The sequence below is a fragment of the Actinomadura viridis genome (assembly GCF_015751755.1).
Taxonomy (GTDB): Bacteria; Actinomycetota; Actinomycetes; order Streptosporangiales; family Streptosporangiaceae; genus Spirillospora; species Spirillospora viridis.
Window position 1 is genome coordinate 5,613,137 of sequence record NZ_JADOUA010000001.1, and the last position, 14,361, is coordinate 5,627,497.

Below are 14,361 nucleotides of genomic sequence, written 5' to 3' on the forward strand. Positions count from 1 at the left end.
TCCCTGTCACGCGGGCCGCGGGCGCCGCGGGTCGGACGCGGCGGCGTCCGGGAGGTCGCCGGGGACGGGCGCGGCGGCCATCGATGCCTCCCCGGCCCAGACCTCCGGAGGCCGCGACCAGCTGACCCGGCCCTCGGGTTCGGACGGGCGGGGCCGGTCGGTCAGCCAGCGGTGCACGACCTTGCCGGTGGCGTTGCGCGGCAGCTCGTCGATGACGTGCACGTCGCGCGGGACCGCGTACCGCGCGACCTGGGCGTGGACGTGCGCGCGGATCCGGTCGGGGTCGGGCCGGGCGCCGGGCCGGGGCACGACGTACGCGGCCAGCCGCTGCCCCCACACCGGGTCGGGGACGCCGACGACGGCGACCTCGCGCACTTCGGGCAGCTCCGCCAGGGCGTCCTCGACGTCGCGCGGGACGACGTTCTCCCCGCCGGACACCACGATCCCGTCCCGGCGGCCGGCCACGAACAGCAGCCCCCGGTGATCGACGTGGCCCAGGTCGCCGGTGGCCAGCAGCCCGTCCCGGACCTCCGTCGGCTCGCCGCCGGTGTACCCCTCGAAGAGCAGCTCGTTGGCGGCGAAGATCTGGCCCATGGTGGAGCGCCCGACCGGGCGGCCGTCCTCGTCCAGGATCGCCAGCGAGGTGTTGCGCGGCGGCCTCCCGGCGGTACGGGGGTCGGCCCGCAGGTCCTTGGGGGTGGCGATGGCGACCCAGGAGACCTCGGTGGAGCCGTAGACGTTGTAGAGCCGGTCGCCGAACGCGTCCATGAACCGGGTGGCCAGGTCGCCGGGGAGCGCGGCGCCGCTCAGCGCGACGACGCGCAGCGAGGAGGTGTCGTGCCGGCGCCTGACCTCCTCGGGCAGTTCCATGATCCGCTGCAGCATGACCGGGACCATGAACACCGCGGTGTCGCGGTGGCCGGCGATGGAGCGCAGGGTGGCCTCGGGGTCGAACCGCCGGCGCAGCACCACCGGCGCGCGCAGCCCCCACGCCATCTGGAGGGCGGCGTAACCCCAGGTGTGGAAGAGCGGCGCCTCGATGATCATGGTCTGCCGGCTGCGCAGGGGGATCCGGGAGGTCATCGAGGCCAGCGACCACAGCCCCGGGCGGGGGCGGCGCCGGGCCCCCTTGGGCCGGCCGGTGGTGCCGGAGCTGAGCACGATGGTGCGGCCCTGGACCTGCGGCGGCTCCGGGCGTGACGCGGGCGCGGGGACGGCGTGCACGATCTGGTCGAGCGTCGGGCCGGCCACGACGCCCCGGCCGGCGCCCGGGGCCGGGGCCGGGGCCGGGTCCGGCACGCGGTCGGCCCACACGACCCTGCGGCGGAGCGCGATCGGGACGGTGCCCAGCACCGGGGCGAACTCGGCGTCGGCGACGATGAGGTCCATCCGCAGCTCGCCCAGCACGGCCCGTACCTGGCCCGCGCCGAACCCGGTGTTGAGCAGCACGACCTCGACACCGCGCTTGCTGCAGGCCACCAGCGTCTCGACCATGCCGCGGTGGTTGCGGCACAGCACGCCCACCCGGGGGCGCGGGCCCTCCAGGGGCAGGCCGGCCGCCAGGCGGGTGGTGCGGTCGTCGAGTTCGGCGAACGTCAGCGTGCCGCGCTCGTCGGTCACGGCGGGCCCGTCGGGCACCCGGGCGACGGCGGCGGCCAGCAGCCCGGCCAGCGTGGAGCCCCAGCGGCGCAGCGCTCCCAGCTGGGCGAACGTGCGCTGCGGGCGGCCGGCGAAGATCACGCCGGAGCGCAGCAGGAGGCCGGTGAGATCGCGGACATGCCCGATCCGCCGCCGCGCGCCGGGGCGGTAGACGGGCCTGGCGTGCACCACCGCGTCCTCCTCCGGTGACTTCCGGTCACGTTACCCACGGGTCGGTGGCCGGACAAGGGGCCCTCGGGCCCTGATCAAACCCTGGGCCCCCGCCCCCGCGGCCGATCACGGGGTCAGTGGTTACTGACGAGTAGTATTTGTGGTTACTGACGAGTAGAGGAGGGACGACCGTGCCCCGTACCGCACGCGACGTCGTGTTCGTCGACGGCGTACGCACGCCGTTCGGCAAGGCGGGCCCCAAGGGCCTGTACGCGCGGACCCGCGCCGATGACCTGGTGGTGCGCGCGATCCGCGAGCTGCTGCGCCGCAACCCGTCCCTCCCGCCCGAGCGGGTGGACGAGGTGGCGATCGCGGCCACCACGCAGACCGGTGACCAGGGCCTGACCATCGGCCGTTCCGCCGCGGTGCTGGCCGGCCTGCCCAAGAGCGTGCCCGGCTACGCCATCGACCGGATGTGCGCGGGCGCCATGACCGCCGTGACCACCGCCGGCGCCGGCATCTCCTTCGGCTCCTACGACGTGGTCATCGCGGGCGGCGTCGAGCACATGGGCCGCCATCCCATGGGCGAGGGCGTCGATCCCAACCCGCGCTTCCTGGCCGACCGGCTGGTCGACCCGTCCGCGCTGGTGATGGGCTCGACCGCGGAGAACCTGCACGACCGGTTCCCGCAGATCACCAAGGAGCGGGCGGACGCCTACGCGGTGCGCAGCCAGCGGAAGGTCGCCGCCGCCTACGCCGCCGGGAAGATCCAGCCCGACCTGGTCCCGACCGCCATCCGCACCGCCGAGCCGGACGCCACGGGCACCCCGGGCGGCGGCACGGACGGGGAGCCGCTGGGCTGGGGGCTGGTCACCGAGGACGAGCCGCCGCGCCCGTCCACCACGATGGAGAGCCTGGCCGGGCTGAAGACCCCGTTCCGGGTGGCCGGCAAGGTCACCGCGGGCAACGCCGCCGGGCTGAACGACGGCGCCACAGCCTGCCTGCTGGCCGCCGAGGACACCGCCCGCGAGCTGGGGCTGACGCCGAGGATGCGGCTGGTCGACTTCTCCTTCGCTGGCGTGGAGCCGGAGGTCATGGGGGTCGGCCCGGTGCCGGCCACCGAGCGGCTCCTGGCCCGCAACTCCCTCGGCATGGACGACATCGGCCTGATCGAGATCAACGAGGCGTTCGCCGTCCAGGTGCTCGCCTTCCTGGAGCACTTCAAGATTGAGGACGACGACCCGCGGGTGAACCCGTGGGGCGGCGCGATCGCCCTCGGCCACCCGCTGGCCTCCTCCGGCGTCCGGCTGATGAACCAGCTGGCACGGCTGTTCGAGGAGCGCACCGACGTCCGCTACGGCCTGACCACCATGTGCGTCGGCATGGGCATGGGCGGAACGGTCCTCTGGGAGAACGCGAACTGGGAGGGCGCCAAGTGAGCACCCGAGCGAACGACCCGGCCGGCACCGCCGGCGTCACCGACCTCACCGGCATCTTCCAGGACGAGCTGGTCACGCACGCGCTCGTCCGGGACGTGCGGCTGCCGTACGGCGCCGGGACGCTGGCGCTGATCACGCTCGACAACGGGCACGACCACACCAGGCCCAACACGTTCGGGCCGAAGGGCCTGGCCGAGCTGGACGCCGCGCTCGACCGGATCGCGGCCCGCGACGACATCGCCGCGGTCGGCGTGACCGGCAAGCCGTTCATCTTCGCCGTCGGCGCCGACCTCAAGGGCGTGCCGCTGATCCGCGCCCGCGAGGACGCCCTGGCCGTCGCCCGGCTCGGCCACCGGGTGTTCCGGCGGCTCGGCGAGCTGCACGTGCCCTCGTTCGCCTACGTCAACGGGGCGGCGATGGGCGGCGGCGTCGAGATCGCCCTGCACTGCGCGTACCGGACGATCTCCTCCGGCGTCCCGGCGGTCGCGCTGCCCGAGACCTTCCTCGGCCTGGTGCCGGGCTGGGGCGGCACCTACCTGCTGCCGCGCCTGATCGGCGCGGAGAGGGCGCTCACCGTCATCATCGACAACCCGCTGGCCCAGAACCGGATGCTCAACGGGCGCAAGGCCCACGACCTGGGCATCGCGGACGCGATCTTCGACTCGGCCGACTTCCTGGAGGAGTCGCTGGCCTGGACCGCCCGCGTGCTCACCGGGGAGCTGACCGTCGAGCGGCCCGAGGTCGACACCGGCGCGGCCTGGGACGAGGCGGTCGCGCGGACCCGCTGGAACGTCGAGGGCAGGCTCCACGGCGCCGCGCCGTCGTTCACCCGCGCCCTGGACCTGGTCGCCGCCGCCAAGGACCGGACCCGGGACGAGGGCTTCGCCGCCGAGGACGAGGCGCTGGCCGACCTCATCATGAGCGACGAGCTGCGTGCCGGGCTGTACGCGTTCGACCTCACCCAGAAGCGCGCCAAGCGGCCCGCCGGGGCGCCCGGCAAGGAGCTGGCCCGGCCGGTGACCAAGGTCGGCGTGGTCGGCGCGGGGCTGATGGCCTCGCAGCTGGCGCTGCTGTTCGCCCGCCGCCTGGAGGTGCCGGTCGTGCTGACCGACCTGGACCGGGAACGGCTGGACAAGGGCGTCGCCCACGCCCACGGGGAGATCGACGCGCTGCTCGGCAAGGGCCGGGTGTCGCCGGACCAGGCCAACCGGCTCAAGTCGCTGATCACCGGGTCGCTGAGCAAGGACGCCTTCGCCGGCGCCGACTTCGTGATCGAGGCCGTCTTCGAGGAGATGGCGGTCAAGCAGAAGGTGTTCGCCGAACTGGAGGAGTACGTCTCCGGCGAGTGCGTGCTGGCGACCAACACCTCCTCGCTGTCGGTCACCGAGATGGCCTCCGGGCTCCGCCACCCCGAGCGGGTGGTGGGCTTTCACTTCTTCAACCCGGTGGCCGTGCTGCCGCTGCTGGAGATCGTCCGCGGCGAGCGGACCGACGACGCGACCCTGGCCACCGCGTTCGCGGCCGGCAGGCGGCTGAAGAAGTCGTGCGTGCTGGTCAAGGACGCCCCGGCGTTCGTGGCCAACCGGATCCTGCTGCGCCTGATGGCCGAGATCGTCCAGACCGTGGACGAGGGCACCCCGATCGAGGTCGCCGAGCGCGCCGCGGCGCCGCTCGGGCTGCCGATGCCGCCGTTCGTCCTGATGGGCCTGGTCGGACCGGCCATCGCGCTGCACGTGAACCGGACGCTGCACGCCGCGTTCCCTGAGCGGTTCCCGCTGTCGGAGAAGTTCGCCGCGTTCGTGGCCGCCGGGAAGGGCGGGGTGTACCGGCCCGACTTCACGCTCGACCCCGAGGCGGTGGAGATCTTCGGCGGCGGCACCTCGCCGTCCAGCGAGGAGCAGGTGCTGGACCGGGCGCTGCGGGCGCTGGCCGAGGAGATCCGGATCATGCTGGACGAGGGCGTGGTCGCCGCCCCGCAGGACATCGACCTGTGCATGATCCTCGGTGCCGGCTGGCCGTTCCACCTGGGCGGCATCACGCCCTACCTGGACCGGACCGGGATCAGCGAGAAGGTGAACGGCAGCCGCTTCCTGGAACCGGGGGTGGCCTCCCTCCCCTAAGCCGTCCATCCGTCGACTTGCGGCGAGTTGTCGTCTCCGCGACCCCACAGGCGGCAACTCGCCGCAAGTCAACGTGCGCGTACGCCCAGGCCCGCGCCCCTTTCCTCCACAAAACTCACTTTGTGGTTTCGGGTGACCGCGATTGGTGATCATAGGTCCGTACCATCGCCCCCGCCGAGGAGGACGGCGTGAGCCTGTTCCGTACCAAGACGGTCGAGGAGTCGGTCCGCGACACCGAGGCCCCCGGGCACCGCCTGCGCCGCGACCTGTCGGCCCTGGATCTCACGGTGTTCGGGGTCGGTGTCATCATCGGCACCGGGATCTTCGTGCTCACCGGGCAGGTCGCCAAGGAGAAGGCGGGGCCGGCGGTCGCGATCTCGTTCGTCCTCGCCGCCGTCGTGTGCGGGCTGGCCGCGCTGTGCTACGCCGAGTTCGCCTCGACCGTCCCGGTGGCGGGCTCGGCCTACACCTTCTCCTACGCCACGCTGGGCGAGCTGCCCGCGTGGATCATCGGCTGGGACCTCATCCTGGAGCTGGCGCTGGCCGCCGCCGTGGTGGCCGTGGGCTGGTCGGGGTACGCCGCGTCGCTGCTGGACAGCGTGGGGCTCCCCCTGCCCGCCGCCATCGCCAACCCGCCGGGCCAGGACGGCGGCGTCGTCAACGTGCCCGCCGTCCTGCTGGTCCTGGGCGTGACCGCGGTGCTGGTCCTGGGCGTGAAGCTCACCTCCCGGGTCAACGCCGTGGTCGTCACCATCAAGGTCGCGGTGGTGCTGCTGGTGATCGTGGCCGGGCTGTTCTTCATCAGGGCGGAGAACTACACCCCGTTCATCCCGCCCGCCGAGTCCACCCCCGCGGTCGAGGGCGCGAAGGCCCCGCTGCTCCAGGTCCTCTTCGGCATCACCCCGGTCAGCTACGGCTGGTTCGGCATCTTCGCCGCCGTCTCGATCGTGTTCTTCGCCTACATCGGCTTCGACATCGTCGCCACCGCCGCCGAGGAGGCCCGCCGCCCCCAGCGCGACCTGCCGATCGGGCTCATCGGCTCCCTGGCCATCACCGCCGTGCTGTACGCGGCGGTGTCCCTGGTGGTCGTCGGGATGCAGAACTACACGCGGCTCAGCGAGGCCGCGCCGCTGGCCGACGCGTTCAAGGCCCTCGGCCATCCCGGCTTCGCCACCGTGATCAGCATCGGCGCGGTCGCCGGCCTCACCACGGTGGTGCTGATCCTGCTGCTCGGGCAGAGCCGGGTGTTCTTCGCGATGAGCCGGGACGGGCTGCTGCCCGCCTGGCTGTCGGCCGTGCACCCGCGCTACGGCACCCCGTACCGCTCCACCGTCCTGATGGGCGTGATCGCCGCCGCGCTGGCCGGGTTCATCCCGCTGGCCGCCCTGGCCGAGCTGGTCAACATCGGCACGCTGTTCGCGTTCGTGGTGGTCTCCGTCGCGGTCGTCATCCTGCGCCGCACCCGGCCCGACCTGCCGCGCGCCTTCCGCGCCCCGCTCGTCCCGCTGGTGCCCGTCCTGTCGGTGCTGGCCTGCCTGTTCGTGATGCTCAACCTGCCGGTGGAGACCTGGCTGCGGTTCATCGCCTGGATGATCATCGGCTTCGCGCTGTACTTCGTCTACGGCCGCCGCCACAGCCGCCTCGGAGCCCCCCGCCGTACGCCCTGAGCTGGGATTTCACCGACACGGCGGGGCCACTGTGTCCCTCCGGCAGTGGCATGGGCCACAATGGCGCGCATGGCTGTTCCCCCGCGCGTCGCAGTGATCGGGTCCGGGCCCGCCGGCCTGTACGCCGCCGAGGCCCTGGTCAAGCAGACCGACGGGGACGTCCGGGTGGACGTCTTCGACCGGCTGCCGACGCCCTACGGGCTGGTGCGCTACGGCGTCGCCCCCGACCACAAGTCGATCAAGTCGATCGCCCGGTACCTGCAGCGCGTCCTGGAGAACCCCGCGGTGCGGTTCTTCGGTTGCGTGGAGCTGGGCCGCGACCTGAGCCGGGCCGACCTGCTCGACTGCTACGACGCGGTCCTCTACTCGACCGGCGCGATGGTCGACCGGCACCTGGGCATCCCCGGTGAGGACCTGCCCGGCAGCGTCGCCGCCACCGACTTCGTCAACTGGTACTGCGGCCACCCCGACGCGGCCGACCACGCCTTCGACCTGACCGCCGAGGAGGTCGCGGTCATCGGGGTCGGCAACGTGGCCGTGGACGTGGTGCGGATCCTGGCCAAGACCGCCGACGAGCTGCGCGACACCGACATCCCCGAGCACGTGCTGGAGGCGCTCGCCGCCAGCCGGGTCCGGCGCGTCCACATGATCGGGCGGCGCGGCCCCGCGCAGGCCAAGTTCACCACCAAGGAGCTGCGGGAGCTGGGCGAGCTGCCCGGCGTGCGGGTCCACGTCCGCCCCGAGGACATGGAACTCGACCCCGCGAGCGCGGAGCTGGCCGAGTCCGACCGGCACGTGCGCGGCAACGTCAAGGTCCTGAACGGCTGGACCGAGCCGCCGGGCGACGACGCCCCGCGCCGCATCGACGTGCGGTTCTGGCGCGCGCCCGTGGAGATCCTCGGCACCGGGCGGGTCGAGGGCCTGCGGGTGGAGCGCACCCGGCTGGACGAGTCCGGCCGGGTCACCGGCACCGGCGAGTACGAGACGCTGCCGGTCGGGCTGGTGCTGCGCTCGGTCGGCTACCAGAGCGTCGCACTGGACGGCGTCCCGTTCGACGAGCGCGCCTATGTCGTGCCGAACCAGGGCGGGCGGGTCATCGGGCCCGACGGCGCCCAGATCCCGCGCGAGTACGTGGCGGGCTGGATCAAGCGGGGACCGACCGGCGTCGTCGGCACCAACAAGTCCGACGCGGCCGAGACCGTGCGCAACCTCCTCGACGACCTCGGCCGGGACGGCACCCGGGCCACCGGCACGATCGAGGAGCTCCTGGAGTCGCGCGGGCTCCGGGTCGTCACCTACGCCGACTGGCTCAACCTGGACACCGCGGAGATCGAGCTGGCCCGTTCGCTCGGCCGCGGCGAGCGGGTGAAGCTGGCCCGCTGGGAGGCCATGCGGTCGGCCTGCCACCCGGCCGCGGCGCGGGCCGCCGTCGACGACTGACCGCCCGACGGCCCGGCGTTCCACCCATATCTCCCGGTGCGGAAGTAGTGACGCGACCCTGACCGGAGCGCTACGGTGCGCGTGTGACCGGCGGTCCAGAGCTGTACGGCTTCCCCCCTCCCGGCAGGCTGCCCGATCTGCGGTGGCTCGGCCCCGACTACGTGTCCGTGCTCGTCCACGACCTGACCCGCGGCCTGCGGGCCCAGGATCCGGGGACGCGTGTCATGGGCGTGCGCTGCGAGGGCGAGCCGGAGCTGCGGCCCACGGTCGATCCGGCCGGGGTCATCCGGGCGCACGACGCCGTCTTCCCGCTCCAGGTGTACGTCCAGGACGGCACGGGCCGTCCCTGGCGCCTGCGGGGCCGGTGGAGCTACTCCGGCCGCGATCTGGGCACCCCCGCGGCCTCGATCAGGCATTACTGGCGGCTGGAGTCCGCCGAGGGCGTCTAACGGATCGGGGAGCGACCCCCGGGTTCCCGGGGCGGGGAGGACGACCGTGACGCCGGGTGACGAGGCCGGCCTTCCGGCGGGCGTGCCCGCCCTGCCATCCGCATACCCATAGTGCACGTTCCCCCGCCCTTCCGTTCACATCATGTCCTCTCGCGTCTTCGACCATCTACAGAGGGTTACCGGGAGAGCGCGCCGCGAAACGGCCCGTAGGGGCTCGTCAACGCCTCACCAAACACCGACCAAGCGACAATTTAACTACTTGGAGTGTTCAAGCGGACACGGTGGGTAATCCAGGACGTGAAGAAGTTCGCCGCGGATCATCACGATCGGGTGACCGATCCGGATGTGCGAATCACCGAGTCGCGGGGGTGCGCGGACACCGCCGTGGCAAAAGGGGGAAACGAACACATGAACAAGCTGCAACGCTTCACGATCGTCGGCATCGCCTCCGGCGCGATGGCTCTGTTCGGTGCTTCCGCGGCCATGGCCGACGTGGAGTTCGAGAAGAACATCGAAGCGGCGGGGCCTGAGGGCGCCTTCGCCTTCCACGTCGAGTCCGAGGTCGAGCGCAACCGCCACCACGGCCGCGACCACGGCCGCTGCGACCGCCGCGACCACGGCCGCCACGGCCACCACGGCCGCCACCACGGCAAGAAGCACGGCCGTCACGACCGCGACTGCGACCGCCGCCACCACCACCGCAACCGCGTCTCGTTCAAGAAGGTGTTCGAGGCCGCGGGCCCTGAGGGCGCCTTCCTCTTCGAGAAGAAGAGCGAAGTCGAGCGGTAACGGCAACGCACCCTAGCCGGGAGTCACATCCCGCATCGGTCCCGCCCGCACCCGCGGGCGGGACCTTCCATGGTTTCCAGGACCGCCCAGGCGGGCGGGCCTGGCCGAACCCCGAGGAACCCCATGACGAGCACTCCGCGCCGCCTGGCCCTGGTGGGCCTGGCGGCGTCAGGCATCCTGGTCTTCGCCCCGGCCGCCGCCCAGGCCGCCCAGGCCGCAGTCTCCGCGGACGCCTCCCACACCACGACCTGGATCAGCGCCGATGCCCGCGGAGCGGTGCTCCACATACGGAAGACCTACGTCGGCCGTGACGGGCGCGTCCGCGTCAAGCACTCCATCTACCGCGCCGGGCCGGACGGCTCCCTCGTCCGGCACCTGCGCGCCACGACCGGCTGACCCGGCCCGGAACGACGGGACCGCCGCCCGGGCCGGTGCTCGGTCCGCCGGTGCCCGGCCCGAGGGGGCTCGGCCCGCCGGGGCTCAGTCCGAGGGGGCGGTCTCGTGGTCCCGGTCGGAGGTGACGCCGGCCGCGGCCTCGATGATGTCGCGGGCCAGGTCCTGCGGGGTCAACCCCAGATCCGCCAGGATCATCGCGCGCTTGGCGTGGTCGAGGAACTCCTGCGGGATCCCGAACGTGCGGACCGGCGTGTCGACGCCCGAGTCGCGCAGCAGCCGCGCCACCGCGTCGCCGACCGCGCCGACCCGGCCGTTGTCCTCGACGACCGCGACCAGGCTGTGCGCGGCGGCGGCCTCGACCAGCGCCGGGTCGAGCGGCTTGACCCAGCGCGGGTCGACCACGGTCGCGGCGATGCCCTGCGCCGCCAGCCGCTCGCCGACCTCGACGGCCGGCGTGGCCATCGCACCGGCCGCGACCACCAGCACCCCGGTGCCGTTGGCGCCCTCGTGCCGGGCCAGGACGTCCATGCCGCCGAGGGAGTCGATCGCCTCGATGTCGTCGGCCACCGGGCCCTTGGGGAAGCGCAGCGCGGTCGGGCCGTCGTCCACCGCCACGGCCTCCCGCAGCAGCTCGCGCACCCGGGCGCCGTCCCGCGGCACCGCGATCCGCATCCCGGGGACCAGCTGCAGGATCGAAAGGTCCCACATGCCGTTGTGGCTCGCGCCGTCGTCGCCGGTCACGCCGGCCCGGTCGAGCACGAACGTGACGGGCTGCCGGTGCAGCGCCACGTCCATCAGCACCTGGTCGAAGGCCCGGTTGAGGAACGTGGCGTAGATCGCCACCACCGGGTGCATCCCGCCCATCGCCAGCCCGGCGGCCGAGGTGACCGCGTGCTGCTCGGCGATCCCGACGTCGTAGACGCGGTCGGGGTAGGCGGCGGCGAAGTCGGCCAGCCCGACCGGGTGCAGCATCGCCGCGGTGATCCCGACGATGTCGTCGCGCTCGGCGCCGAGCGCGACCATCTCCTCGCTGAAGACGTTGGTCCAGATCCGGCCCTTGGGCTTCTGCACGCCGGTCTCGCGGTCGTACGGACCCGGCGAGTGGAACTGCTCCTCCTCGTCGTTCTCCGCGGGCGCGTAGCCGTGGCCCTTGCGGGTGATGCAGTGCACGATCACCGGGCCGCCGAAGTCGTGCGCCTTGCGCAGGGCGCGCTCGACGGCCTGCTCGTCGTGGCCGTCGATGGGGCCCACGTACTTGAGGCCGAGGTCCTCGAACATGGCCTGCGGCTGCAGGATGTCCTTGAGGCCCTTCTTGATGCCGTGCAGCGTCTCGTAGGCGACGTTGCCGACCACGGGGGCGCGCGGAACGGTCTTCTTGACCAGCTCCAGCGCGTGCTCGTAGGTGGAGGTCACCCGCAGGTCGGCCAGGTGGCTGGCCAGCCCGCCGATCGTCGGCGAGTAGGAGCGGCCGTTGTCGTTGACCACGATGATCACGCGGCGGTCGCGGCCCTCGGCGATGTTGTTGAGCGCCTCCCAGCACATCCCGCCGGTGAGCGCCCCGTCGCCGACCACGGGCACCACCACGCGGTCGCTCTCGCCGCGCAGCTCGAACGCCTTGGCCAGCCCGTCGGCGTACGACAGGGCGGTGGAGGCGTGCGAGTTCTCGATGATGTCGTGCTCGGACTCGCCCTGGCTGGGGTAGCCCGACAGGCCGCCGCGCTGCTTGAGCAGCTCGAAGTCGTGCCGCCCGGTGAGCAGCTTGTGCACGTAGCACTGGTGGCCCGTGTCGAAGAGGATCTTGTCGCGCGGCGAGTCGAAGACCCGGTGCAGGGCGATGGTCAGCTCGACGACACCCAGGTTGGGCCCCAGGTGCCCGCCGGTCTTGGCCACGGCGTCCACCAGGAACTCCCGGATCTCGCCGGCGAGCCGCGGCACCTGCGTGGCGTCCAGTCGTTTGAGGTCCTCCGGACCCTTGATCGACTCCAGCAGAGACACGCGCGTCAACTCCTTCATCAGGGGCTCCTCTGCCCCCGGCTCGGGCCGTTCCGAGTTTAGTCACGCTTTGCCCGTCGCGGCGCGCGGGCCGAATCCCCCTCACGGTTCCCGCACACAACCCTCACGTACGAGGTGGGGGGTCATGGGGTAGGAAGAGGGGCATGGGTGTCGAAGAGATCGTGCTGCTCAGTGAGACCGATGAAGCCATCGGAACGGCTCCCAAGGTGCCGAGCCACCACGCGGATACCCCCTACCACCTGGCCTTCTCGTGCTTCCTGGTGGACACCGAGGGCATGGTCCTGATCACTCGCCGCGCCCTCGGGAAGCGGACGTTCCCCGGCGTGTGGACGGGCAGTTGCTGCGGGCATCCCGGCCCGGGCGAGGGCCTGCGGGACGCGGTTCTGCGCAGGCTCCGGGACGAATTGGGCGTGTCGGCGCAGGCACTGACGCCGGTCCTGCCCGCCTTCCGCTACCAGGCCACCGCGGCGGACGGGACGCTGGAGAACGAGCGCTGCCCGGTCGTCCGGGCGGTCACCTCCCCCTCCGCGCCGCTGCGACTCGATCCCGAGGAGGTCGAGGACGCCGCGTGGTGGACGTGGGACGAGTGCGTGGCGCTGGCCGGCCGTCCGGAGTCCTCTCCCTGGTTCCGGCTCCAGGTGGCCGAGCTCACACGGCTGGGCGGCCCGCTGGAGTGGCCGGACGCCGGGACCGAGGCCCTGCCGCCTTCACTTTCCTGGTAGGTACGTCCCGCCAAAAGTGCCAATGATCTCACCTTCGGGTAATAGCCCGTTCCGGCGTGTCGCTCTCCGGGCGAGTGACGATGATCACTGTGCGGACGCCGCCGGGTAACCGCGAGATCACTTTTCTCCGGCCGCTGTTGACCCTCCCGTCATCCGAACGGACGCTTGTTTCTCCGGGTGACGAAGGGACGTGCGATGCGTAGATCGTGGAAGGCGATCGCCGCCGTGGCCCTCACCGGCGCGCTGGCCATTTCCGGCTGTGGCGGTGGCGACGACGGAGGCGGGGACTCCTCGCAGGTGGAGGTCTTCTCCTGGTGGACGGGGCCGGGCGAGGCCGACGGCCTGAAGGCCATGCAGGAGCAGTTCGAGAAGCAGAACCCGGGGACGAAGTTCGTCAACGCCGCCATCGCGGGCGGCTCGGGTACCCAGGCGCAGGCGGTGCTGGCCAGCCGGCTGCAGAACCGCAAGCCGCCGGACTCGTTCCAGGGCCACGCGGGCGCGGAGCTGCTCGACTACATCAAGGCCGGCCAGATCGAGCCGCTGGACTCCTTCTACGAGGAGAACAACCTCAAGGCGGCCTACCCCCAGCAGCTCCTGGAGCAGATCACCTACCAGGGCAAGATCTACTCGGTGCCGGTGAACATCCACCGCTCCAACGTGCTCTGGTACAACCCCGGGATCCTCAAGGACGCCGGGCTGTCCGGCCCGCCGACGTCGATCGCCGACTTCATCACCGCGTTGAAGGCGGTCAAGGACAAGACCGGCAAGGTGCCGCTGTCGCTGGGCGCCCAGTGGACCGCCGACCACCTGCTGGAGAACGTCCTGCTGGGCGATCTGGGCACCGACGCCTACAACGCGCTGTGGAAGCCGGGCGCCGACTGGAGCACCCCCGCGGTCACCAAGGCGCTGACCGACTTCGCCGAGATCATGAAGTACACCACGGCGGAGGCGGCCTCCACCGACTGGCAGGGTGCGTCCAAGGCCGTCGTGGACGGCAAGGCCGCGTTCAACATCATGGGCGACTGGGCCTACGGCTACTTCGTCAACCCCGCCCCCAACGGGCTCGGCAAGAAGCTGGACACCGACTTCAAGTACGCGCCCTCCCCCGGCACGGACGGCACCTACATGTGGCTGTCGGACAGCTTCACCCTGCCGAAGAACGCCCCGCACCGCGGCGGCGCGCTTGCCTGGCTGAAGGTGGCCTCCAGCAAGGAGGGGCAGGACCTCTTCAACCCGAAGAAGGGCTCCATCCCGGCCCGTAAGGACGCCGACAAGAGCCTCTACAAGGACTACCTGGAGTACGCGTTCAACGAGTGGAACAAGCCCGGCGTCAAGCTGGCGGGCTCGTTCTGGCACGGCGTGTACGCGAACAAGAAGTGGCACACCGACATCGACACCGCGGTGGGCCTCTTCCTCCAGAACAAGGACGTCGCCAAGCTCCAGCAGGCACTGGTCGGCGCCGCCAAGAACAACGCCCAGTAGCGGCACGGCCCCGGCCCTCCCGGCCGGGGCCGGCC

The 14,361-nt window shown here is 72.2% G+C and carries 11 protein-coding genes; 9 read left to right on the top strand and 2 right to left on the bottom strand.

The features are described from left to right. Positions 1-6: 6 nt before the first annotated feature. Positions 7-1,830: an AMP-binding protein gene (locus IW256_RS25480; RefSeq protein WP_307829065.1), complete on the bottom strand. Its 1,824-nt coding sequence runs from the start codon at positions 1,828-1,830 to the stop codon at positions 7-9. A 170-nt stretch (positions 1,831-2,000) separates the two neighbouring features. Between IW256_RS25480 and IW256_RS25485 the strand changes: the two genes are divergently transcribed. The 7 genes from IW256_RS25485 (at position 2,001) to IW256_RS25515 (ending at position 10,109) form a co-directional block, all read left to right on the top strand. After that, positions 2,001-3,248 (top strand): thiolase family protein, encoded by a 1,248-nt coding sequence (locus IW256_RS25485; protein ID WP_197013369.1) that lies wholly within the window; start codon positions 2,001-2,003, stop codon positions 3,246-3,248. Further along, positions 3,245-5,368 (top strand): 3-hydroxyacyl-CoA dehydrogenase NAD-binding domain-containing protein, encoded by a 2,124-nt coding sequence (locus IW256_RS25490; protein WP_197013370.1) that lies wholly within the window; start codon positions 3,245-3,247, stop codon positions 5,366-5,368. The genes IW256_RS25485 and IW256_RS25490 overlap by 4 nt, the downstream gene beginning before the upstream one ends. Positions 5,369-5,556: 188 nt before the next feature. Beyond that, the gene (locus tag IW256_RS25495) at positions 5,557-7,035 is read left to right on the top strand and encodes an amino acid permease (protein ID WP_197013371.1); all 1,479 of its coding nucleotides are present in this window, start codon (positions 5,557-5,559) and stop codon (positions 7,033-7,035) included. 69 nt (positions 7,036-7,104) lie between these two features. Then, a complete protein-coding gene (locus tag IW256_RS25500) occupies positions 7,105-8,475 on the top strand; it encodes an FAD-dependent oxidoreductase (protein ID WP_197013372.1) in 1,371 nt (456 codons plus the stop codon). Between the two features lie 83 nt (positions 8,476-8,558). After that, positions 8,559-8,924, top strand: coding sequence for a hypothetical protein (locus IW256_RS25505; RefSeq protein WP_197013373.1), 366 nt, complete (start codon positions 8,559-8,561; stop codon positions 8,922-8,924). A gap of 297 nt (positions 8,925-9,221) precedes the next feature. Further along, the gene (locus IW256_RS25510; RefSeq protein ID WP_197013374.1) at positions 9,222-9,713 is read left to right on the top strand and encodes a hypothetical protein; all 492 of its coding nucleotides are present in this window, start codon (positions 9,222-9,224) and stop codon (positions 9,711-9,713) included. 123 nt (positions 9,714-9,836) lie between these two features. Beyond that, positions 9,837-10,109, top strand: a complete 273-nt coding sequence (locus IW256_RS25515) for a hypothetical protein (RefSeq protein ID WP_197013375.1) — start codon at positions 9,837-9,839, stop codon at positions 10,107-10,109. An 84-nt stretch (positions 10,110-10,193) separates the two neighbouring features. Here IW256_RS25515 and dxs read toward each other — a convergent pair whose 3' ends face one another. After that, complete coding sequence (gene dxs / locus IW256_RS25520) at positions 10,194-12,104, bottom strand: 1-deoxy-D-xylulose-5-phosphate synthase (RefSeq protein ID WP_197016550.1); 1,911 nt, start codon at positions 12,102-12,104, stop codon at positions 10,194-10,196. Between the two features lie 161 nt (positions 12,105-12,265). Between dxs and idi the strand changes: the two genes are divergently transcribed. Beyond that, positions 12,266-12,844 carry an isopentenyl-diphosphate Delta-isomerase gene (gene idi / locus IW256_RS25525; protein ID WP_197013376.1) on the top strand — a complete coding sequence of 193 codons (579 nt, stop codon included), beginning with the start codon at positions 12,266-12,268 and terminating at the stop codon, positions 12,842-12,844. 195 nt (positions 12,845-13,039) lie between these two features. Beyond that, a complete protein-coding gene (locus IW256_RS25530) occupies positions 13,040-14,326 on the top strand; it encodes an ABC transporter substrate-binding protein (protein ID WP_197013377.1) in 1,287 nt (428 codons plus the stop codon). The last annotated feature ends 35 nt before the right edge of the window (positions 14,327-14,361 follow it).

What these genes read in the sequence shown, in the direction of transcription:
- IW256_RS25500 (WP_197013372.1), top strand. Translation starts at nt 7,105, where the DNA reads ATGGCTGTTCCCCCGCGCGTCGCAGTGATCGGGTCCGGGCCCGCCGGC.
- IW256_RS25515 (WP_197013375.1), top strand. Translation starts at nt 9,837, where the DNA reads ATGACGAGCACTCCGCGCCGCCTGGCCCTGGTGGGCCTGGCGGCGTCA.
- idi (WP_197013376.1), top strand. Translation starts at nt 12,266, where the DNA reads ATGGGTGTCGAAGAGATCGTGCTGCTCAGTGAGACCGATGAAGCCATC.
- IW256_RS25530 (WP_197013377.1), top strand. Translation starts at nt 13,040, where the DNA reads ATGCGTAGATCGTGGAAGGCGATCGCCGCCGTGGCCCTCACCGGCGCG.